This window comes from Vibrio sp. 10N.286.52.C3, from assembly GCF_041468865.1.
GTDB classification, from domain to species: Bacteria; Pseudomonadota; Gammaproteobacteria; order Enterobacterales; family Vibrionaceae; genus Vibrio; species Vibrio crassostreae_C.
The window spans coordinates 61,957-82,780 of record NZ_JBFRJM010000011.1; the positions used below are offsets into that span (position 1 = coordinate 61,957).

General features: G+C 44.3%; 17 protein-coding genes and 2 pseudogenes. 14 read left to right on the forward strand and 5 right to left on the reverse strand.

Features of this window, described 5'->3' with window-relative positions; translation table 11 throughout:
* From AB4138_RS04465 to nth, 5 genes and pseudogenes are all read left to right on the forward strand, one after another.
* Window positions 1-518, forward strand: a pseudogene (locus tag AB4138_RS04465) (electron transport complex subunit RsxC); the annotation flags it as partial.
* Window positions 518-1,564, forward strand: a complete 1,047-nt coding sequence (gene rsxD, locus AB4138_RS04470; RefSeq protein WP_372220526.1) for an electron transport complex subunit RsxD — start codon at window positions 518-520, stop codon at window positions 1,562-1,564. The pseudogene AB4138_RS04465 and the gene rsxD, both read left to right, overlap by 1 nt.
* Before the next feature lie 13 nt (window positions 1,565-1,577).
* Window positions 1,578-2,207, forward strand: a complete 630-nt coding sequence (rsxG, locus tag AB4138_RS04475; RefSeq protein ID WP_108093286.1) for an electron transport complex subunit RsxG — start codon at window positions 1,578-1,580, stop codon at window positions 2,205-2,207.
* Window positions 2,207-2,899: an electron transport complex subunit E gene (locus AB4138_RS04480; protein WP_004734044.1), complete on the forward strand. Its 693-nt coding sequence runs from the start codon at window positions 2,207-2,209 to the stop codon at window positions 2,897-2,899. The genes rsxG and AB4138_RS04480 overlap by 1 nt, the downstream gene beginning before the upstream one ends.
* 206 nt (window positions 2,900-3,105) lie before the next feature.
* Entirely contained in the window at window positions 3,106-3,741 is a 636-nt protein-coding gene (nth, locus tag AB4138_RS04485; RefSeq protein WP_048610522.1) for an endonuclease III, read from the forward strand.
* A gap of 180 nt (window positions 3,742-3,921) precedes the next feature.
* On the opposite strand, the gene AB4138_RS04490 is transcribed toward nth, so the two are convergent.
* Window positions 3,922-6,675, reverse strand: a complete 2,754-nt coding sequence (locus AB4138_RS04490) for a cation-transporting P-type ATPase (RefSeq protein WP_102321073.1) — start codon at window positions 6,673-6,675, stop codon at window positions 3,922-3,924.
* A gap of 765 nt (window positions 6,676-7,440) precedes the next feature.
* On the opposite strand from AB4138_RS04490, the gene gloA reads away from it, so the two are divergent.
* Together gloA and AB4138_RS04500 are read left to right on the forward strand one after the other, a co-directional pair.
* A complete protein-coding gene (gene gloA / locus AB4138_RS04495) occupies window positions 7,441-7,857 on the forward strand; it encodes a lactoylglutathione lyase (protein WP_004734046.1) in 417 nt (138 codons plus the stop codon).
* A 199-nt stretch (window positions 7,858-8,056) separates the two neighbouring features.
* Window positions 8,057-8,491: pseudogene (locus tag AB4138_RS04500) on the forward strand (DUF2753 domain-containing protein).
* A 95-nt stretch (window positions 8,492-8,586) separates the two neighbouring features.
* Here the strand turns inward: AB4138_RS04500 and motY are convergent.
* A complete protein-coding gene (gene motY / locus AB4138_RS04505) occupies window positions 8,587-9,468 on the reverse strand; it encodes a flagellar protein MotY (protein WP_017063457.1) in 882 nt (293 codons plus the stop codon).
* Window positions 9,469-9,656: 188 nt separating this feature from the next.
* Here motY and rnt point away from each other — a divergent pair, with 188 nt between their 5' ends.
* Both rnt and AB4138_RS04515 read left to right on the forward strand, forming a co-directional pair.
* Window positions 9,657-10,301 (forward strand): ribonuclease T, encoded by a 645-nt coding sequence (rnt, locus tag AB4138_RS04510; RefSeq protein WP_017061178.1) that lies wholly within the window; start codon window positions 9,657-9,659, stop codon window positions 10,299-10,301.
* Window positions 10,302-10,366: 65 nt separating this feature from the next.
* On the forward strand, window positions 10,367-11,692 hold the full coding sequence (locus AB4138_RS04515) for a Na+/H+ antiporter family protein (RefSeq protein WP_029235135.1): 1,326 nt from the start codon (window positions 10,367-10,369) through the stop codon (window positions 11,690-11,692).
* Between the two features lie 191 nt (window positions 11,693-11,883).
* On the opposite strand, the gene AB4138_RS04520 is transcribed toward AB4138_RS04515, so the two are convergent.
* A complete protein-coding gene (locus AB4138_RS04520; protein WP_372305117.1) occupies window positions 11,884-12,513 on the reverse strand; it encodes a DsbA family protein in 630 nt (209 codons plus the stop codon).
* A gap of 98 nt (window positions 12,514-12,611) precedes the next feature.
* Window positions 12,612-12,950 carry a Grx4 family monothiol glutaredoxin gene (locus AB4138_RS04525; RefSeq protein ID WP_004741702.1) on the reverse strand — a complete coding sequence of 113 codons (339 nt, stop codon included), beginning with the start codon at window positions 12,948-12,950 and terminating at the stop codon, window positions 12,612-12,614.
* 269 nt (window positions 12,951-13,219) lie between these two features.
* Between AB4138_RS04525 and sodB the strand changes: the two genes are divergently transcribed.
* From sodB to AB4138_RS04540, 3 genes are all read left to right on the forward strand, one after another.
* Window positions 13,220-13,804 (forward strand): superoxide dismutase [Fe], encoded by a 585-nt coding sequence (sodB, locus tag AB4138_RS04530; RefSeq protein WP_004734050.1) that lies wholly within the window; start codon window positions 13,220-13,222, stop codon window positions 13,802-13,804.
* A 247-nt stretch (window positions 13,805-14,051) separates the two neighbouring features.
* Window positions 14,052-14,555, forward strand: a complete 504-nt coding sequence (locus AB4138_RS04535; RefSeq protein ID WP_276605597.1) for a VC2046/SO_2500 family protein — start codon at window positions 14,052-14,054, stop codon at window positions 14,553-14,555.
* A gap of 278 nt (window positions 14,556-14,833) precedes the next feature.
* A complete protein-coding gene (locus tag AB4138_RS04540; protein WP_017061182.1) occupies window positions 14,834-15,517 on the forward strand; it encodes an SDR family oxidoreductase in 684 nt (227 codons plus the stop codon).
* Between the two features lie 186 nt (window positions 15,518-15,703).
* Here the strand turns inward: AB4138_RS04540 and adhE are convergent, their stop codons facing one another.
* Complete coding sequence (gene adhE, locus AB4138_RS04545) at window positions 15,704-18,409, reverse strand: bifunctional acetaldehyde-CoA/alcohol dehydrogenase (protein ID WP_017061183.1); 2,706 nt, start codon at window positions 18,407-18,409, stop codon at window positions 15,704-15,706.
* A 638-nt stretch (window positions 18,410-19,047) separates the two neighbouring features.
* On the opposite strand from adhE, the gene AB4138_RS04550 reads away from it, so the two are divergent.
* Together AB4138_RS04550 and AB4138_RS04555 are read left to right on the forward strand one after the other, a co-directional pair.
* The gene (locus AB4138_RS04550) at window positions 19,048-19,686 is read left to right on the forward strand and encodes a YchE family NAAT transporter (protein ID WP_017061184.1); all 639 of its coding nucleotides are present in this window, start codon (window positions 19,048-19,050) and stop codon (window positions 19,684-19,686) included.
* 149 nt (window positions 19,687-19,835) lie between these two features.
* A complete protein-coding gene (locus tag AB4138_RS04555) occupies window positions 19,836-20,678 on the forward strand; it encodes an ion transporter (RefSeq protein ID WP_029235134.1) in 843 nt (280 codons plus the stop codon).
* Window positions 20,679-20,824 lie beyond the last annotated feature (146 nt).

The window sequence follows — 20,824 nt, forward strand, 5'->3', positions numbered from 1 at the left end:
CTGGCGATGCCAAGAAAGATGCAGTCGCTGCGGCCATTGCTCGCGCTAAAGCCAAAAAAGCACAACAAGCAGAATCAGCTACTCAAACCGAAAGTGAAGCTCCGGCTGAAAGTTCTGGCGATGCTAAGAAAGATGCTGTCGCTGCGGCCATTGCTCGTGCTAAAGCCAAGAAAGCACAGCAAGCTAAGCAGGCCGTAACTGAAGAAACCGCTTCTGAACCTGAGATTGAACCTTTAGTTGAAATAAAGGCTGAGACTCAACAAGAGCCCGCCGATCCTAAAAAAGCTGCCGTTGCCGCTGCAATAGCTCGCGCTAAAGCGAAGAAAGCACAGCAAGCTAAGCAGGTCGAAGCAGAAGCAACCGCTCCTGAAGCTGTAGTTGAGATTGAAATGGAAGCTGAGATTCAATCAGAACCAGTCGATCCTAAAAAAGCAGCTGTTGCTGCCGCAATTGCTCGTGCTAAAGCAAGAAAGGCGCAGCAAGAGCAAGACAAAAAGAATAATGAGGAGAAAGAGTAGTGGCCTTCTTTATCGCCAGCTCACCGCACGCACACAATCGTCGAAGCACCCCAGATCTCATGAAATGGGTCGCTATTTGTGCATTGCCAGGTCTACTAGCTCAAACCTACTTCTTTGGATGGGGTACGCTCATCCAGTTAGTATTTGCTATTGCACTTGCTGTTACCTTTGAAGCCGCTGTAATGCTGCTAAGAAAACGTCCGCCAGTGATGGCATTACGTGATTACAGCGCTGTTGTGACCGCTTGGCTACTCAGTGTCGCGATTCCGCCACACTCTCCGTGGTGGATTCTAGTGATAGGTATGTTCTTCGCTATTGTCATCGCTAAGCACCTATATGGCGGCCTTGGACAAAATCCATTTAATCCAGCGATGGTTGCTTACGTTGTTTTGCTGATCTCATTCCCAGTTCAAATGACCAGTTGGAATGCGCCGACCAGCTTAACCGCTGAAGCAACAAGCTTTGTTGACTCCTTCTTGATGATCTTTACTGGTTTCAATAATGAAGGTTTATCTCTACAACAAGCTCGTCTTGGTATTGATGGTACCACTATGGCGACGCCACTCGATGCCTTCAAAACAGCATTAACGGCAGGTAACACGGCTTCTGAAGCTCTGTCTCAACCTCAATTTAGCTGGTTAGCTGGCGTGGGTTGGGAATGGGTAAACCTTGCTTACCTTGTTGGTGGCCTAGTGTTGATTAAGCAACGTGTGATTCAATGGCATATTCCGGTAGCTTTCATCGGCAGCCTTGCGCTGTTTAGCCTGATATTCTTAATCTTAACTCCAGGTGAAACCGCTTCGCCAACCATTCACCTATTGTCTGGCGCAACCATGCTTGGTGCATTCTTCATTGCAACCGATCCGGTTTCAGCCTCGACGACAGTGAAAGGTCGCTTGGTATTTGGCGCTCTGATTGGCGGGTTAGTCTTTATTATCCGCAGTTGGGGTGGCTTCCCTGATGGCGTGGCGTTTGCTGTATTGTTAGCCAACATGTGTGTTCCACTGATTGACTACTACACCAAACCTCGTACATACGGCCACTAAGGAAGCAGATACTATGCTAAATGCAATTAAGAAAAACGGTCTTGTACTTGCGATTTTTGCCTGCGCTTCGACAGGTTTGGTGGCCGTTACTCACTACCTGACCAAAGATCAGATCAAACAGCAAGAACAGGCTCAGTTACTGTCTGTTCTTAACCAAGTTATCCCGCACGATCTGCACGATAATGAACTATTTTCAGCCTGTACTCTGGTTCAAGCAGAAGAGCTGGGCACTGAACAAGCAATGCCGGCTTATATTGCTACACTCAACGATGAACCTAGCGCGATTGCGATCGAAGCCATTGCTCCTGATGGCTACAATGGTGCAATAAAAGTAATTGTTGGGATGAAAATTGACGGTACCATTTTGGGTACACGTGTGCTTTCCCACAGGGAAACTCCGGGGTTAGGCGATAAGATAGACCTTCGAGTGAGTGATTGGATACTCTCTTTTGCAGGTAAACAAGTAACCGAGTCAAATCTTGATCGTTGGAAGGTTCGTAAAGATGGTGGTGATTTCGACCAGTTTACTGGCGCGACCATCACACCAAGAGCTGTCGTGAAGTCCGTCAAACAGGCGGTGCAGTACGTTAACCAAAACAACCAAGCATTGCTTGCTCAACCTCTAAATTGTGGTGGTGAATAATGAGTGACCATAAAACACTGATTAAAAATGGCATGTGGGCCAATAACCCTGCTCTAGTTCAGCTTCTTGGGTTGTGTCCGCTGTTGGCTGTCTCTTCGACAGTGACGAACGCACTTGGCTTAGGTATTGCTACCTTGCTTGTATTGGTCGGTTCGAACGTTTCTGTCTCTTTGGTTCGAAACCATGTGCCAAAAGAAGTTCGTATTCCAGTATTCGTGATGATCATTGCATCACTGGTAACCTGTGTTCAACTACTGATGAATGCCTACGCATACGGGCTTTACCTATCTTTGGGTATCTTCATCCCACTGATCGTAACCAACTGTATCATCATTGGCAGAGCTGAAGCCTTCGCTTCTAAAAACGAAGTTTTACCTGCTGCTCAAGATGGTTTCTGGATGGGCCTTGGCATGACATCGGTACTGGTTGTATTGGGTGCGATGCGTGAGGTTATTGGTAACGGAACCCTATTTGATGGCGCAGACTTGCTCCTTGGTGATTGGGCTTCGGTATTGCGCATTCAGATATTCCAATTTGATAACAGCTTCTTGTTAGCCCTGCTACCACCAGGTGCCTTTATTGGTGTTGGTTTCTTGATTGCTTTGAAAAATATCATCGACAACCAAGCTAAAGCTAGACAGCCCAAACAAGAAAAACCAGCTATTGAACGCGCTCGCGTTACCAATGCCTGATAAGTTACAGTAGCTTAAACCCTGCTGAGTAACTCAACCGCTCAGCAGGTAAATAGATTAACCAAGTACACATAATAATGACGCTCATAAGAGCGCGTAACCGATGATAAAGCCTGAACCATTGCGGAACTTGTTATTTTAAAACGAGTAAGTTTGAAAGAACTCCGCCGGAACTCAAGCCCTAACTATTTGAAAGTAATGTCGCTATGAACAATGTAAAACGAGTAGAAATACTTGAGCGTTTAAGAGAAAACAATCCCAAGCCAGAAACTGAGCTTAACTGGAACAGTCCTTTCGAGTTGCTGATCGCCGTGCTCTTATCTGCTCAGGCAACCGATGTCAGCGTCAACAAAGCCACTGATAAGCTTTACCCTGTGGCTAATACTCCACAGGCTATTTTCGACCTAGGTGTCGATGGCCTAAAAGAGTACATCAAGACCATCGGTCTGTTTAATTCGAAAGCAGAAAACACCATCAAAACGTGTCGTATGCTGCTTGACCTACACAATGGTGAAGTACCGGAAGATCGCGCTGCATTAGAAGCCCTTCCAGGCGTTGGTCGTAAAACAGCCAACGTAGTGTTAAATACTGCATTCGGTTGGCCAACCATTGCCGTTGATACTCACATCTATCGTGTATCAAACCGCACTAAGTTAGCGATGGGTAAAACCGTCGACGATGTCGAGGCAAAGCTGCTCAAAGTTATTCCCAAAGAATTCAAACTGGATGTCCACCATTGGCTCATTCTTCATGGACGTTACACCTGTGTCGCACGTAAACCACGCTGTGGCAGCTGTATCATTGAAGACCTCTGTGAATTCAAAGAAAAGAGCGAAGATTAGTCTTTCCGTTCACAACGATTAATCAATACGGCAGCGCTTAAAGCGCTGCTTTTTTATTGCCACTCTCTAGAATCCGCCTCTACATAAGTTTTCACTTCTAATTCTGCGTTCCCAAGACAACAGGCATAAAAAATCCCGCCTTTTATGGCGGGATTCAATTATTTAGCTAAGAAGTCTGTCTTAGATAAACTCCACTTTAGTCACTTCTTTGATAGCAGATAGAACAAATGTTGGTACTGCTGCAATGAAGATTAACGATATTAAGTGATTAAACTCTAGCGCTTCTGTGCTGAATACCAACTGACCGAAGCTTGTGTACACAACGCTTAAAGACAAGATAGCCGATACTGCCACCGCACCAAGTAGGTAGTGGTTAGTGAACGGATTCTTACGATAAATCGTTGTAAACGTACGTGCATCGAACAAGCTCCAAAGTTGAGCAAAGATCAGTGTTAAAAACGCAACGGTTTGTGCGTATTGAGCACTGTAACCACCGTCGAGTGCGTAAGAGAATGTCACAAAGCTTAGACCACCTAATGCGAGACCACGAGTTAGGATACGAGCGCCTAGACCATTAGAGAAGAAGCCTTGGTCACGTTTGCCTGGCTTACGCTCCATGAGATCTTTCTCTTCTGGCTCAACACCGAGTGCGAGTGCTGGTAGACCATCAGAAACGAGGTTAACCCATAAAATCATTAGTGGAGTTAGCGGAAGTACTACATCTGGTCCCATGAGTAGGAATGCAAATAGGATTACCGAAACCTCACCCACGTTCGCTGTAAGTGCTTGGCGGATAAACTTACGTAGGTTATCGAAAATTTGACGACCCTGACGTACCGCCTTCACGATAGTACTGAAGTTGTCATCCAACAGGATAAGGTCACCTGAGTCTTTCGCAACAGACGTACCTGTAATACCCATCGCAACACCAATGTCTGCACGACGCAGTGCTGGCGCATCGTTCACGCCGTCACCGGTCATAGAGGCAACTTCATTGTTCTCTTGCTGCGCTTTTACGATACGCAGCTTGTGCTCTGGTGTAACACGGGCAAATACTGCAACCTGAGAACAGATAGACAACAGCTTCTCGTCATCCATTTGGTCAAGCTCAGCACCCGTTACCACTAGATCGTCTTCGCTACGGATGATTCCGATTTCACGAGCAATCGCTGCTGCCGTGACTGCGTGGTCACCGGTAATCATTACCGTACGAACACCAGCGCTATAACAGCTATTTACTGCATCGCGTACTTCTGGGCGTGGTGGATCCATGATGCCATAGATACCCAGGATGCTGACGTCTTTTTCAAGCTCAGGGAAATCTAACTCAAGCTCTTCTTCTTTTAATTCACGGAAACCAACGGCAAGTGTACGCAGAGCATCACCACCAAAGGTTTGGATTGCCGCTTCAAAGTTTAAATGAAGCTCTTGAGACGGTGCGGTATCGAGAGCCAAGTTGCCTGAAACTTCACAGCCAACCGTTGGTACGAAACCACCGTCAACCATGAAGCTGGTTGATTTACCAAGAACAACATCTGGCGCACCTTTCAATGCTAGGAAGTGCTTACCTTGTGGGTCACGAACGATAACAGAAGCCATCTTACGACCAGAATCGAACGGGAACTTCTTAACGATTGAGTAGCCACCCGTTGATAGCATTTCATCTTGTTTAAGACCTGCTTTTGCAGCTGCAACAATTAGTGCACCTTCTGTCGGGTTGCCACGAACCGTCCATTTACCATCAGCATTTACATATTCAGCATCGTTACAAAGCGTTGCAACAACAAGACCTTTCATCATTGCAGGGCTGTTTGTCGCTTCGACATTGTGACCTTTGGTAATGAATTCACCCTTAGGATCAAAACCTTTACCTGACACATCCCAGTAACGACCAGACACATCGTACGCTTTCATCACCTGCATTTGGTTTTGTGTTAGCGTACCGGTTTTATCTGAACAGATAACGGTTGTAGAACCAAGCGTTTCGATTGCTGCTAGCTGTTTAGCCAAAGCATTATTCTTAACCATCTTAGTCGAGCCCATCGTTAATACGATAGTAACCACCGTTGGTAAACCTTCAGGAATAGCGGCAACCGATAAAGAGATACCTGTTGTTAGGATTTCTAACCATGGCATACCGTGGTAAACACCGATAGCACAAACAATAGCAACAACCACAAGAGCAACAACCAATAATGCGAGTGCGATGGTGTCCATACGCTCTTGCATTGGTGTTTTCGTCTCTTCCGTTTGGTTCATCATATCAGCGATGTGACCAACTTCAGTTTGCATACCTGTGCTTGTTACCACAGCAAGGCCTGTACCTGTAGTCACGATTGTTGTCATGAAGCCCATGTTCTTCTGATCGCCAAGACCAAGGGTCTCATCTTCAAGGCGTTCAGACTGCTTATTCACTGGCTCAGATTCACCGGTCAGTGCAGCCTCATCTACCGTCAGACGGTTTGACTCAAGAATACGAACATCAGCAGGCAGAATATCGCCAGTATTAATTTTGATGATGTCACCAGGAACGAGGGTTTTAGCTGGAACACTGATCCATTTACCATCGCGCATCACTTCGGCTTCTGGAGCTGCCATTTCTTTTAGCGCTTCCATCCCTTTCTGAGCTTTAAATTCTTGCCAGAACGCGATACCAGTATTGATAAGGATAATCACTGCAATAGCAATAGCATCAATCGCGTGGCCAGTAGACCAAGAAACGATTGCACCAACAGCTAGAATAAAAATCAGTGGGTTTTTATATTGATGAATATACAGTTCCCACGCAGAAGCTGACTCTTGTGCAGTCAGTTCGTTAGTGCCGTGCTTCTCTAAGCGTGCATCCGCTTCAGAAGTTGATAAACCTGTCGTTTGATCTGCGTTCAGTTCGTTTAAAACATCTGAACTTTGTTGTGTAAACCATTTACTCGTCATTTGAGTACTCCACATCAATGCCTCACGCCGAGGCTAATGTAATAAAATAATACTTATTCTTATGTGATAGAAAAATCGCACAAATCAAAAGTGAATATTTAGTCGATTTGGTGCGCTTGAAAAACTATATAGTAAGGATTGTCTATTTAGCAAAGATCGCAAAAGATACACTTGATACACACTTGACAGCTACTTTGAAAACACAACCACATCAAACATCAAACATAAAACAAACAATACAAGCCCAAACTATTGTTTAAAAAAGATAAGCACAAAAAATAGACACCCTTTGCACTTTCGTAAAAACCATTGGTTATCGGCGTATTTTATCGAAAATTCCTTAATAACGAAGTAAAACATCGGAATAACCTTTCTATAAACAGGGAGATGTTGGCGTAATCATAAATTGATAAAATGGAAAGTTAGATGCCAATTGTAAAAACGAAAGGAAATCAGCAACAAGATGGAGATATAAGTCACAATTCAACAACCAAGGCCATTCTTGGCCATTACAAAAAAGACCAACACTCAAACTTACTATTTATGCAAAACTGCGAATTAAGCGCTAGTGACTGACAAATTAATAAGGCCGTCGCTCTTTAATTTCTTGTAATACAAATAAGAAAAAAGGCAGAGGGGGAGAGTAAGATAGATGATGAGAATAAGAAAATATGACCAAACTCATCATCTCTTTGGTGTTGCTTATGAGCTTGCTCATATATAGTGCTATAAAAGAAACAACCAATAACAAGCTAGGAGCAAATCATGTCAAACGGTCGTATTTTACACACCATGCTACGCGTGGGTGATCTAGACAAGTCTATCGAGTTCTACACCAATGTAATGGGCATGCAGCTATTACGTAAGAACGAAAACAAAGAGTACGAATACACACTGGCTTTCGTTGGCTTTGGCGACGAATCTCAAGGCGCAGTGATTGAGCTGACTTACAACTGGGGCACCACGGAATACGATCTTGGCTCTGCTTTTGGTCACGTTGCTATCGGTGTTGATGACATCTACACAACGTGTGATGCGATTAAAGCAGCTGGCGGCAACGTAACGCGAGAAGCGGGTCCGGTTAAAGGCGGCTCTACACACATTGCGTTCGTTAAAGATCCTGATGGCTACATGATTGAGCTGATTCAGAACAAACAAGCAAGCGCAGGTCTAGAAGGTTAATTCCTTAACTTCTTTGAGAAGTTGAGTTTGAACGCCTGATGAAATAAAAAAGAAGCGAGCACTATGCTCGCTTCTTTTTTATCACTCTCCCCATAATCGATATGCTTCACCAATTATTCTTAACAATCTCATTGATGAAACTTTACATGATAATGATTATCATTTGAATTAACCACCTATTGATTAATGAGGTAATACAATGATTAGCGAATCGGAAAAACACACGTTACTTGCCGATACTGCATTGCAGCTCGACGATCCTGTACGAAGTATTCTTCATTATCAGCAGGCTTAGAACTTAAGTGAAGAAATTACAGAACGCACCGATATTCAAGCCGATGAGCGCTTACTGATTTCGGTGATTTCTTGCCACAATCTTGCTCAATTCTGGCGTTGGGCTGGCGACACTGAATACGAGCTCAAGTATCTTCAACTGGCTTCTGAAAAGGTACTCACACTGATCCCTCAGTGCCCTAATACTCAATGTTCAAGCTTTATCGATTCTATTGGTTGCTGTAAGAAAGCGCTGATCGATTTCATGAAACGCCACCCAAACCCTAAAATTGCCTCTATGGTGGAGAAGATCGATACCGCGACCAACTGTGAAATGATCGCCCGCTTCCGCTTGAACTAAACAAGTTACGTCCAAACAACGACTCCAAATCTAAAACATAAAAAAGCCCGTCATCAAGACGGGCTTTGTCATTTCAAAACAAGCTATTGTTTAGCTTAAACCTGTGTACGACCTAAAGAGATCACAACACGTCGGTTCTTGTCTTTACCAATTGGCGAGTTATTGTCTGCAATCGGACGACGCTTACCATAGCCTTGTACTTGAATACGATCTTCTGGCAAGCCTAGAGATTTGAAGTACTCTCTTAACGATTCCGCTCTGCGCTCTGAAAGGTTTTGGCTAATCCCTTTGCTGTCGACAGAGTCGGTGTACGTTGCCACCAGCACAAGGTCGATGTCTTGATTATAGCGAACGTAATCAGCAATCTGGCTCAGCCTTTTACGCGACGATTTATTCAGCTGATCGCTGTTGCGGTCGTAATGCAAAATAGTGAAAGAGATATCTTCAAAGCTGTAAGGCAGCAGATTAGCAACACAGTCACTGAACACATTGTATTTTTCTTGGAACAACACCGACGACAACGACACTTCGATACGTTGATCTCGGCTCTGCCACTCTTGGTAGCTGAATGTCGGATAACGCCCTTTCTCCAACTCACTCAAGATGCCCCAAGCTGTTTGACCGCCGACATAGCCGTCAAATTGCTGGAAGAACTTAATGGTTGTCATACGATCAGCACTTTCACCCGGACGCCAAGGTGGCGGCATAGAGATCAAGCTTACATTGCGCGTCGCACCCATTGGACGGCGCATTTTAAGCTCAAAGTCCAAAATGATTTTTTTACTCGCGCGAGATGAGAACTCAGCATCACCAAAGTTTGGAATTGGGTGAACCAAGCGACATTCAAGTGGCGTGTTGGCTACCATCTCCCATGTCGACTGTTGAGGAGATGCTCCGTAACGCTTTTCTTGTGCCATGACCGATGACGACACAAGTAGCGAAAATAGCATTGAACCTGTTATGAGTTGTTTCTTCATAAAGTGGAGTATCTCTTAAGCAATTCGTTTAACAATGCAGCCAATTGCCGCATTTTTCTCTCACGTTTAAATATGCAATTATCAAGCCGTAATGGGTTGGGTAATTTAAGATTTATTGCCCTTCCCTAGTTTTTATCACTGCTATTATCTGCAATAATGCAGCCTTAATCACACTTATTTGGGCTAACATGACTGTAGAAAACGAAGCTCTGACCCTAAAAAAACGCTTTCGCGGCTATTTTCCAGTGGTCATCGACGTGGAAACCGCAGGGTTTAACGCTGAAACCGATGCATTATTAGAAATCTGTGCCATTACATTAAAAATGGATGAGAACGGAGATCTGCACCCTGCATCAACGCTTCATTTTCACATTGAGCCTTTTGAAGGCGCAAATATAGAGCAGGCAGCATTAGACTTTAACGGAATTAAAGACCCATTTAGCCCATTACGTGGTGCTGTGTCGGAACAAGAAGCCCTTAAAGAAATCTACAAGCTAGTGAGAAAAGAACAAAAAGCTTCAGATTGCAGTCGTGCAATCATGGTTGCTCACAACGCTACATTCGATTTGAACTTCGTTAATGCGGCAAGTGAGCGCTGTAAGCTTAAACGCGTCCCTTTCCATCCATTTGCTACTTTTGACACTGCAGCTCTTAGTGGTCTTGCCTACGGTCAAACCGTTTTGGCTAAAGCTTGCCGCACTGCAGGGATGGAATTTGACAACAAAGAAGCACACTCTGCTTTGTATGATACGCAAAAAACCACAGAGTTATTTTGCGGCATTGTAAACAAATGGAAAGCCCTTGGTGGTTGGCCTCTTGTTGACGAAGAATAAAAAATAGAGTCGGTAAACGTTTTTTCGTATTGCCTTCATAAAAAACACAACATCCCGAGAATAATATGAATCCTGTTGTAATTTCAGTTTGCATCATGCTTGTTTTAGCTTTGATGCGCGTAAACGTAGTCGTTGCTCTGACGTTCAGTGCAATTATCGGTGGCGTAGCCTCTGGTATGAGCTTGAACGACGCAGTCGCGGCTTTCGAAAGTGGATTAGGCGGCGGTGCAACGATTGCACTTAGCTACGCTATGCTTGGTACATTCGCTGTTGCTATCTCACGTTCTGGTATCACAGATCTCCTTGCTCAAAGTGTTATCAAACGCATTCACGGCAAAGAGAACAGTGCGGCATCGACTGGTCTTAAATACGGCATGCTTGCGTCGTTGATCTTAGTGACCATGTCTTCGCAAAACGTGATTCCAGTACATATCGCCTTCATCCCAATCTTAATCCCACCTCTACTAGGCGTATTCGCAAAAATGAACCTAGACCGCCGTCTAGTTGCGTGTGTACTTACTTTTGGTCTGATTACACCTTACATGGTGCTACCGATTGGTTTTGGTGGCATCTTCCTAAACAACATTCTGCTTAAAAACCTTCACGACAATGGTCTTGAAAACGTAGTAGCAAGCCAAGTGCCAATGGCGATGTTGTTACCCGCTGCGGGCATGATCTTCGGTCTTCTTACGGCAGTATTCTTTACTTACCGTAAGCCTCGCCAATACAAAGAAACCTCTCACACTGTTGTTTCAACAGAAGTGAAAGAGATCAACAAGAAGCACATCCTAGTAGCAGCAGCTGGTATCGTAGCAGCGCTAACAGTTCAACTATCGACTGGCTCTATGATCATCGGTGCTCTAGCGGGTTTCATGGTATTTACCTTCGGTGGCGTTATTGCTTGGAAAGAGACACAAGATGTCTTCACCAAGGGCGTTCACATGATGGCAATGATCGGTTTCATCATGATTGCAGCAGCAGGTTTCGCGGCAGTTATGAAGCAAACAGGTGGCGTTGAATCTTTGGTTGAAGCACTTTCAACAAGCATCGGCGACAACAAGCCTCTAGCAGCACTACTTATGCTAATTGTTGGTCTATTGGTTACTATGGGCATTGGTTCTTCGTTCTCTACGATTCCAATCCTTGCAACTATCTACGTTCCACTAGCAGCTGCATTTGGCTTCTCGCCAATGGCAACAATCGCTCTAGTAGGTACAGCTGCTGCACTTGGTGATGCGGGCTCTCCGGCTTCTGACTCAACATTAGGTCCAACGTCTGGTCTAAATGCTGATGGTCAACACGAGCACGTATGGGAAACCGTAGTACCGACGTTCCTGCACTACAACATCCCACTGATCGTATTCGGTTGGATTGCAGCCATGGTTCTGTAATTAGGTTCTGTAGTTAAACAGTCCTACGCTCACTTTTATAAAGACCGCCTCGTGCGGTCTTTTTTGTCTCTGAGATTCATTCTACTCTTCCTTCCGTTCACTCTCATTGAACTAGCGACACCAAACAAAAAAGGCTTACTCTGATGAGTAAGCCTTAGAAATCATTGCGAATACAGATGACTCTGGCTGAATTACGCAGCGGGAGCATTACTCACTAAAATTTCGCGAATAGACTTAAGCGTCGCTTCCGTTGAATGATAATCCAATTCAACTTCACTAAAGATGCCGTTCACTTCAAGCATTAAGGTCGGGTAAGAAAATACACCCATCGCTTCTTTAAAGCCTAGCTGGTCATCTAACTCACTTTCCAATAACTTGCTAGAAAGGTCATTTTCAAACTGTTGAACATTCATACCTAGCTCTTCAGCCAACTGCAAATGTGTGTCTTGGCTATGTGGCAACATCGCACGAAGGTAGTAAGCATGTTGAATCGCTTCAAGCATCGCTTCGTAGTGGTCTTGAAAACCTGCAGCAATCACGGCACAGCACGCAGGGTAAGTACTGCGAACAGGTTGGCACTCTGTCCAAAAATCATGGTTAAACTCAGTACCCAACTTAGCTTCGATCTGCTTCCAAATCGCTTGCAGCTTGCCTTTCATCTCTTCTGACATTGGCTCATCAGAATCCGGGGCCAAACCACCCACTACATAGTTAAACTCAATGCTCGCAGGCAATTGTTGTTTCAATAACTCAAGTGTTGGCTTGTAACCCCAACACCAGCTGCACATTGGATCATGCACATAATGAAGTTTTACGTTCATTGTTCATTCCTTATCGAGTCAATGATTCGATCAATTCAAACAAAAAAGGAGCCTGATTAAGGCCCCTCATTTTAACTATTCAGCGCAAAGGCTAGAACTTATTCAGCGTCATCGCCAGCAACTTTAGCCGCTGCTTCTTTGATGATTGGCTGAAGTTCGCCTTTTTGGAACATCTCAAGAATGATGTCACAACCACCGATTAGCTCACCTTCAACCCAAAGTTGTGGGAAAGTTGGCCACTGTGCGTAAGCAGGAAGCTCTGCACGGATATCAGGATTTTGTAGGATATCTACGTAAGCAAATTTTTCGCCACATGCCATTAGAGCTTGAGACGCTTGAGAAGAGAAACCACAGCTAGGTAGCTTAGGAGAACCTTTCATGTACAGTAGAATAGTGTTTTCTTCAATTTGCTGTTTGATTTTATCGATAGTTTCCATTGCTTCCTCGTTAATGGATTACGGCTTTTATTGCCTTTATTCTACCCCAAACTAAAAGAATAAAAACCATATAAAAAAAGCGGTTAACAAGCTAAGCTAACAATTCACACAAAAGTAATGAAATAAGCTTTTAATAAAGTAAAAACTTGCTAAACTATATCGCAAGTCAGCAAATTGACCATGGTTGGCAGTATAGCGAGCCATGAATAATAATATCACTGGAAGCAATCGAAAGAGTTAACTCTTTCATATCAATGGAGAATTGAGCAATGGCATTTGAACTACCGGCTCTTCCTTACGCGAAAGACGCGCTAGAACCACACATCTCAGCAGAAACGCTAGATTTCCACCACGGTAAGCACCACAACACTTACGTTGTTAAGCTAAACGGCCTTATCCCAGGTACTGAGTTTGAAGGCAAAACACTAGAAGAGATCGTTAAGACTTCTACTGGTGGTGTTTTCAATAACGCTGCTCAAATCTGGAACCACACGTTCTACTGGCACTGTCTTGCTCCTAAAGCGGGCGGCGAACCAACTGGCGCTGTTGCAGAAGCTATCAACGCTGCATTCGGTTCTTTCGAAGAATTCAAAGCGAAATTCACTGATTCAGCAATCAACAACTTCGGTTCTTCTTGGACTTGGTTAGTTAAGAAAGCTGACGGTTCTCTAGACATCGTTAACACTTCTAACGCTGCTACTCCTCTAACAGAAGAAGGTGTTACTCCACTTCTAACTGTTGACCTATGGGAACACGCTTACTACATCGATTTCCGCAATGTTCGCCCTGACTACATGGCTGCATTCTGGAACCTAGTAAACTGGTCTTTCGTAGAAGAGAACCTAGCTAAGTAATTATTGCTTACGCTGCGCTATTTATAGCGAGTTATCTATTGAAAGCTCATGCCTCGGCGTGAGCTTTTTTGTATCTGTCGTGTTCCACAAAATCTAAACATTTCGTAATAAACCCGCCAATAGCGCTTATTTCTCGAACTATTGATAGCCTTCTTCCCAACCCTAGATAAATTCTCTATTTGCCTGTAATTAAACACTAAAGTTTGCCGACTCCATGCCGTTAAAGGTGTATCCAATGAGAGGCGACATGCAAATACATACTTTAGACAAACCAGGAATCATCAACGAACTGAAGTTCGGCATCGGGATCAGCCAAGCGGTTGAGCAAGGTCGCCGTGCAGATTTCGCGTTGCTGTTATCTATGTTTTCTAATGATGTCCGTGATTGCACGCCAATTGACACCATTGAAATCACAGAGACAAATGAAGATCGCCTGCGCAAACAATTTGGCATAGCAGAACCTCAACAACTGCGTTCAAACCAGTCTTCATATGAGATTTCAGCTCAGCAATCTAATCATTTTCATCAAGCTAGCCTTGCCAGCGCCAAGCTCAGCCATTACTTGAAACCTGAAGCGCTTGCCTTCATGCCTGAAGATACAGCCGACTTACCCGAAGAGGTTTACCAAAACCTTTCTGGTCATGACCGACGCAAACTCGCAAACAAGCATTTACCTGATTTGCCACATGCCACGCTCTACAATGAGCTAACCACCGCGCAACGTCAGTATCAAATTCAAGCTCAAGTATAGCGGTCGCCTACCTTTCCCTTTTTCGCTGTCTATCCATAGCTCTTCTTCGACTAACTCGCACACTTCAAAGTATTCACACGAATGATATGAACCACTAGCCTTAGGCAACCTAAAAACACCTGATGTCGGTTACCGCTTGAAGTTACTACAAAATGTGACGTGCCACTAACTTCATAAAAACTTATTAATTGGCACACCTTAGTTTGAACCAATTCACACCCGTTGTATAAATTTTAACCCATCCTTATCCGACATGGACGATTTGTTTAGGTACTGGGATGGAAATAAAAAGCTCAATCATATTGGTGACATCTGCCGGCTCGCGACTGGGGGGGGCGATTGCGAACCACTTTGTTAACCTTGGAGCCACCGTCATCCTTTGTGATAAAGACACGGAAGCACTTAAAGCGACGTATCTACAGTGTGCCCGGTTTTCTGACTCTGTTTACCACTACACGCTCAAAGGCAATGACAGCCAAGCGATTCTCAGCGTATATGATTTTATTCAAACCACCTTCAACACGACACCCGATGTGCTGGTCAATAACTGGATAAGCTCCCCAATGCCTAGCCTAATTGGCGATCAGCCTGTGAGCAGCTTTATTAATGATCTCTCATCGATGGCATCGACCCTGTTCGCATTTGGGCAAATCAGTGCTGAGAGATTGCGAGAGGAAGATAAGGAAGGCGTGATTGTGAATGTGATATCTCATGATGACTTTCACGATGTGTCTGGCTTAGAGAGCGCAAACTCAATGATCACTGGCTTTACCCATAGTTGGGCGAAAGAGCTGACTCCCTTTGGCATTCGAGTCGGTGGCGTTGTTCCCGCCGTTCATAACTCCGATGGCAAGCTCAACCGATGTCACTGGGCGCAGCTGCAAGACGAGCTGACCAGAACAACCGAATACATTGTCTCGAATGACTACTTCAGTGGGCGAGTTGTCGCGGCAGAGGTTTAACTCCCTATTCCAATTGAACATGACTGGCTCAGCTCATATTAAGTAGCAGAGCTATTGCCTCTCAATCCGTTTTACAAACGAACCAAACATAAAAAAAGCCCCAGTCTCTCGACTGGGGCTTTCATCTTTTCCCGATAGATAAGTATCGTGCTAGCGAAAACTTATCTCAAAACTAATGCTTACTTATTATGCGTTAGCTTTTTCTTTTTTAGCTTTTGGCGCTTTCGCTTCAGCTGGCTTTTGGTCTGCTTTCTTAAGGATAACTGTAGTACCTTCGAAAGTTTCGCCTTCAACGTATGGTTGGCCGAAGTAAGAAGTTGTTAGAACTTCTTTTAGCTCAGTGATTAGAGGGTAACGTGGGTTAGCACCTGTACACTGGTCATCGAACGCTTCAACAGCTAGCTCGTCTAGTTTAGCGATGAAGTCAGACTCGTTAACACCCGCAGCTTGGATAGATAGTGGGATGTCTAGGTCAACTTTAAGCTCTTCTAACCAAGTCAGTAGACGTTCAATCTTCTGAGCTGTACGGTCACCAGCTTGGCTTAGGCCTAGGTGGTCAGCAACTTCAGCGTAACGACGACGTGCTTGTGGACGGTCGTACTGAGAGAATGCAGTCTGCTTAGTTGGGTTATCGTTCGCGTTGTAACGTACAACGTTTGAGATAAGTAGTGCGTTAGCAAGACCGTGTGGTAGGTGGAACTCAGCACCAATTTTGTGAGCCATTGAGTGACACACACCTAGGAATGCGTTCGCAAATGCTACACCAGCGATAGTTGCTGCGTTGTGTACTTTCTCACGAGCTATTGGGTCAGCCGCACCATTTTTGTAGCTTGATGGTAGGTATTCTTTAAGCATCTTAAGAGCTTGAAGAGCTTGACCGTCTGAGTACTCGTTCGCTAGAACAGATACGTAAGCTTCAAGAGCGTGAGTTACTGCATCGTAACCACCGAACGCTGTTAGAGACTTAGGCATGTTCATTACTAGGTTCGCATCAACGATAGCCATGTTTGGCGTGATTTCGTAATCAGCTAGTGGGTATTTAGCACCAGTCTTGTCGTCAGTAACAACAGCGAATGGAGTAACCTCTGAACCTGTACCTGAAGTTGTAGTGATACATACAAGCTCAGCTTTTTGACCCATTTTAGGGAACTTGTAGATACGTTTACGGATGTCCATAAAGCGCATTGCTAGTTCTTCGAAGTGAGTTTCTGGGTGCTCGTACATAACCCACATGATCTTAGCAGCATCCATTGGAGAACCGCCACCTAGAGCAAGGATTACGTCAGGTTGGAAGCTCTTCATTGCTTCAGCGCCTTTCTCAACAACAGATAGCGTTGGATCCGCTTCTACGTCGAAGAAAGTTTGAACTTCGATGCCTTGTGCTTTAAGCAAGCTAACTACGTCATCTGCGTAACCGTTGTTGAATAGGAAACGGTCAGTTACTAGGAATGCGCGTTTCTTACCTTCTAGGTCGCTCATTGCGATTGGAAGGCTACCACGACGGAAGTAGATAGACTTAGGTAGTTTGTGCCACAACATGTTTTCAGCTCGCTTCGCTACAGTTTTCTTGTTGATAAGGTGCTTAGGACCTACGTTCTCAGAGATAGAGTTACCACCCCATGAACCACAACCTAGAGTTAGAGAAGGTGCAACGTTGAAGTTGTACAGGTCACCGATACCACCGTGAGTAGTCGGGATGTTGATTAGGATACGAGCAGTCTTCATCTTGTCACCGAAGTAACGGATGCGGTCTGCGTTAGTATCTTGGTTAGTGTAAAGACCAGATGTGTGACCGATACCACCGATTTCAACCATAGTTACCGCTTGAGCAACTGCGTCTTCGAAGTCATCTGCGCGGAATAGACCTAGAGTTGGAGATAGTTTCTCGTGAGCGAATTCGTCATCGTAAGAAACTTTACCAAGACCTTCACCTACAAGTACTTTTGTATCAGCAGGAACTTTAACACCAGCCATTTCAGCGATTGCTGGAGCAGGTTGACCTACGATTTTAGCGTTTAGGTTGCCGTCGATAAGCAGAACTTTACGTACTTTATCAGCGTCAGCTTTAGATAGAACGTGAGCTTTGTGAGAAGCGAAACGCTCTTTAACTTCGTCATATACTTCGCTAACTACGATTGCAGCTTGCTCAGAAGCACATACTACGCCGTTATCGAAAGTCTTAGACATAAGGATAGATGCTACAGCACGTTTGATGTCAGCTGTTTCATCGATAACGACAGGAACGTTACCAGCACCAACACCGATAGCAGGCTTACCTGAAGAGTATGCTGCTTTAACCATGCCTGGACCACCAGTAGCAAGGATAAGTGCGATACCGTCGTGCTTCATAAGCGCGTTAGAAAGCTCTACAGATGGTTGGTCGATCCAACCGATGATGTCTCTTGGAGCACCCGCTGCAACAGCTGCGTCTAGAACTAGTTTCGCTGCGTCGTTAGTTGAGTTCTTTGCACGTGGGTGTGGCGAGAAGATGATGCCGTTACGTGTCTTAAGAGAAATTAGAGATTTGAAGATTGCTGTAGAAGTTGGGTTCGTTGTTGGAACGATACCACAGATGATACCTACAGGCTCAGCGATAGTCATTGTGCCTAGGTTGTCATCTTCTTCTAAGATGCCACATGTTTTTTCGTCTTTGTATTTGTTGTAGATAAATTCAGATGCAAAGTGGTTTTTGATAACCTTATCTTCAACAATACCCATTCCAGATTCAGCAACTGCTTGTTGAGCAAGTGGAATACGAGCGTGGTTAGCAGCAAGAGAAGCTGCGCGGAAGATTGCGTCTACTTTCTCTTGAGAGAATGTTGCAAACTCTTCTTGTGCTGCTTTAACGCGAGCTACTAGAGCATCAAGTTCCGCTAAGTTAGTTACAGGCATGGTGGATCTCCTAAAATAATAAATATTAAAAACTTTTTATTAAATTCGCTGCTTGCCGTTAACCTTAAACACCAGCGTTCTTAGTAAATTGCTTTCAGGGCTGAGTATATTATTTCACTGTGTGAAAAAAATTGACCCAGATCAGTTACCCAAAAAGAATTAACCAGAAAGTAGTAAGGCAATCGCAAAAATGAACTTAAGTGCATGATTTATATAGATTAAACTCACACTTTTCGTTCGCGCAAAAAACAAGCAAACAGACAACTTTTTTCTACATAGCGTAATAAACTGTAAAAAAGTTTCATTTTTAGTCCGTTAAATTACATGTATACAGCTATATTCGTGCTACTGAGAGTATATCCATAGCGTTGTACGGGCTAGATTCTGACATAATTTTTATTAATTTCGTGCGTCGGTTAACAGTTACTCAATAATAAATTACAAAATGAAACACTACCAACTAGCTTGCAACAGGCTTAAAACAAAAGTGAGATTCAATTAGTTTTTCTAAAAAGAATCACCCATTTCAAGTTAGTTTTTTTCATTCGCGTAAATTGAGTTTGTCCCTTACATTACGCGCCTAAACTATTCACAGATCAACCCTTCAACCTTAAGTACGCTAACTGGAGATCGCTCTCATGCAAGGCTTAGAACTCGCAATTTTTATGCAATTCTTCCTTGGGCTTGTTGCTGCCGTAAACCCAATCGGCATCATGCCTGTTTTTGTTTCTCTTACTGCTCATATGCCGCCAGAAGAGAGGAACAGGACAGCCTTACAAGCAAATATTGCTGTTGCCGTGATCTTGATTATGTCACTTGTTGCAGGGCAAATGCTTCTTGATATGTTTAGCATCTCGTTGGATTCATTCCGCGTTGCTGGTGGCTTACTGTTATTGAGCATCGCATTTTCGATGATGAGCGGTAAGCTCGGTGAAGATAAGCAGAACAAACAAGAGAAGTCTGAATACATCAGCAAAGAGCAGATCGGCGTTGTTCCACTTGCTATGCCGCTAATGGCAGGCCCAGGTGCAATCAGCTCGACCATTGTTTATGGTTCTCGCTACCCTGCTGCTATTGATACGGTCGGCATCGGCATTAGCATCATCGCATTCGCAACGTGCTCTTGGCTTTTGTTCCGTTCAGCGCCGGTTATCGTTCGCTTTTTAGGTCAAACGGGTATCAACGTGATCACTCGTATCATGGGTCTGATTCTTGGCGCATTGGGCATCGAGTTCATCGCCAATGGCCTACGTAATCTGTTCCCAGGCTTGGCATAACGTTTAACAACATTTCGGTTGCTCTATAAAGGGCAACAATATTGAAATATAGATGAGGCGAGTAAAGCAATTGGGCTTTCACTCGCCTCGTTATTATGAAGCTTGTATAATGACTGTTAATGCATTTAACAGAAGACGAACCTCTCCTTATGTCACGCAAGCCACTCAAGCATCATTTGTACGTCATTATCTTTGGTACTCACACGCCAGCCGGACGTGCATTTGATATAACTCTGATCGTTGCAATCTTGGCTTCGCTGTTGGTTCTGATCTTAGAATCCATCCCTAATGTGATGACCGAATGGTCACAACAGCTGCGTTATATCGAATACACCTTCACTGCACTCTTCACTCTTGAGTATTTGTTAAGGCTCTATTGCTCCCCAAAGCCAAAATCTTACGCCACCAGTTTTTATGGTGTCGTTGACCTATTGGCGATTCTTCCGACCTACCTAGCAATCATCTTCCCAGGCGCTTCATTTATGGGTGTGGTGAGACTGCTGCGTGTGATGCGTATCTTCCGAATTCTAAAGCTGGTTCGCTACCTGCAAGATTCCAATATTCTGTTGCGCTCACTATTAATGGCACGACGAAAGATACTGATCTTCTTTAGCACCGTCGGCATCTTGGTGGTTATCTTTGGCGCCTTGATCTTTGTTATTGAAGGTCCTGACAATGGCTTCACCAGTATTCCTCACAGTATCTATTGGGCCATCGTGACTATCACTACGGTAGGTTATGGTGACATGGTGCCGCAGACCGCGCTTGGTAAAGCCATAGCATCACTGACCATGCTATTGGGTTACTCTATCTTAGCAGTGCCAACCGGGATCATTACTGCAGAACTCAGTAATGAGATGAACTCGCACAAAGAGTTGGTTAAGTGCCCGAACTGTAACCGAGCGGGTCATGATTCAGACGCCATGTATTGCAAGCACTGTGCTAGCGAATTAGCGGATCCAGACAAGCGTGTCGTCACCGACGAGAAATAAAAGCAGACACGAGATTCGAGTAGCGAGATGCGAAGAGATTTAAGGGCAGTTTCGAGGGCCGAATAACGAGGTAGCAATAAACTAAAAAGGGTTGACGTTTGTCGTCAACCCTTTCGGTTTATCAGCTAATAGAATTTAAGCAATTT

What these genes read in the sequence shown, in the direction of transcription:
- rsxG (WP_108093286.1), top strand. Translation starts at nt 1,578, where the DNA reads ATGCTAAATGCAATTAAGAAAAACGGTCTTGTACTTGCGATTTTTGCC.
- AB4138_RS04480 (WP_004734044.1), top strand. Translation starts at nt 2,207, where the DNA reads ATGAGTGACCATAAAACACTGATTAAAAATGGCATGTGGGCCAATAAC.
- nth (WP_048610522.1), top strand. Translation starts at nt 3,106, where the DNA reads ATGAACAATGTAAAACGAGTAGAAATACTTGAGCGTTTAAGAGAAAAC.
- AB4138_RS04490 (WP_102321073.1), bottom strand. Translation starts at nt 6,675, where the DNA reads ATGACGAGTAAATGGTTTACACAACAAAGTTCAGATGTTTTAAACGAA.
- gloA (WP_004734046.1), top strand. Translation starts at nt 7,441, where the DNA reads ATGTCAAACGGTCGTATTTTACACACCATGCTACGCGTGGGTGATCTA.
- motY (WP_017063457.1), bottom strand. Translation starts at nt 9,468, where the DNA reads ATGAAGAAACAACTCATAACAGGTTCAATGCTATTTTCGCTACTTGTG.
- rnt (WP_017061178.1), top strand. Translation starts at nt 9,657, where the DNA reads ATGACTGTAGAAAACGAAGCTCTGACCCTAAAAAAACGCTTTCGCGGC.
- AB4138_RS04515 (WP_029235135.1), top strand. Translation starts at nt 10,367, where the DNA reads ATGAATCCTGTTGTAATTTCAGTTTGCATCATGCTTGTTTTAGCTTTG.
- AB4138_RS04520 (WP_372305117.1), bottom strand. Translation starts at nt 12,513, where the DNA reads ATGAACGTAAAACTTCATTATGTGCATGATCCAATGTGCAGCTGGTGT.
- AB4138_RS04525 (WP_004741702.1), bottom strand. Translation starts at nt 12,950, where the DNA reads ATGGAAACTATCGATAAAATCAAACAGCAAATTGAAGAAAACACTATT.
- sodB (WP_004734050.1), top strand. Translation starts at nt 13,220, where the DNA reads ATGGCATTTGAACTACCGGCTCTTCCTTACGCGAAAGACGCGCTAGAA.
- AB4138_RS04535 (WP_276605597.1), top strand. Translation starts at nt 14,052, where the DNA reads ATGCAAATACATACTTTAGACAAACCAGGAATCATCAACGAACTGAAG.
- AB4138_RS04540 (WP_017061182.1), top strand. Translation starts at nt 14,834, where the DNA reads ATGGAAATAAAAAGCTCAATCATATTGGTGACATCTGCCGGCTCGCGA.
- adhE (WP_017061183.1), bottom strand. Translation starts at nt 18,409, where the DNA reads ATGCCTGTAACTAACTTAGCGGAACTTGATGCTCTAGTAGCTCGCGTT.
- AB4138_RS04550 (WP_017061184.1), top strand. Translation starts at nt 19,048, where the DNA reads ATGCAAGGCTTAGAACTCGCAATTTTTATGCAATTCTTCCTTGGGCTT.
- AB4138_RS04555 (WP_029235134.1), top strand. Translation starts at nt 19,836, where the DNA reads ATGTCACGCAAGCCACTCAAGCATCATTTGTACGTCATTATCTTTGGT.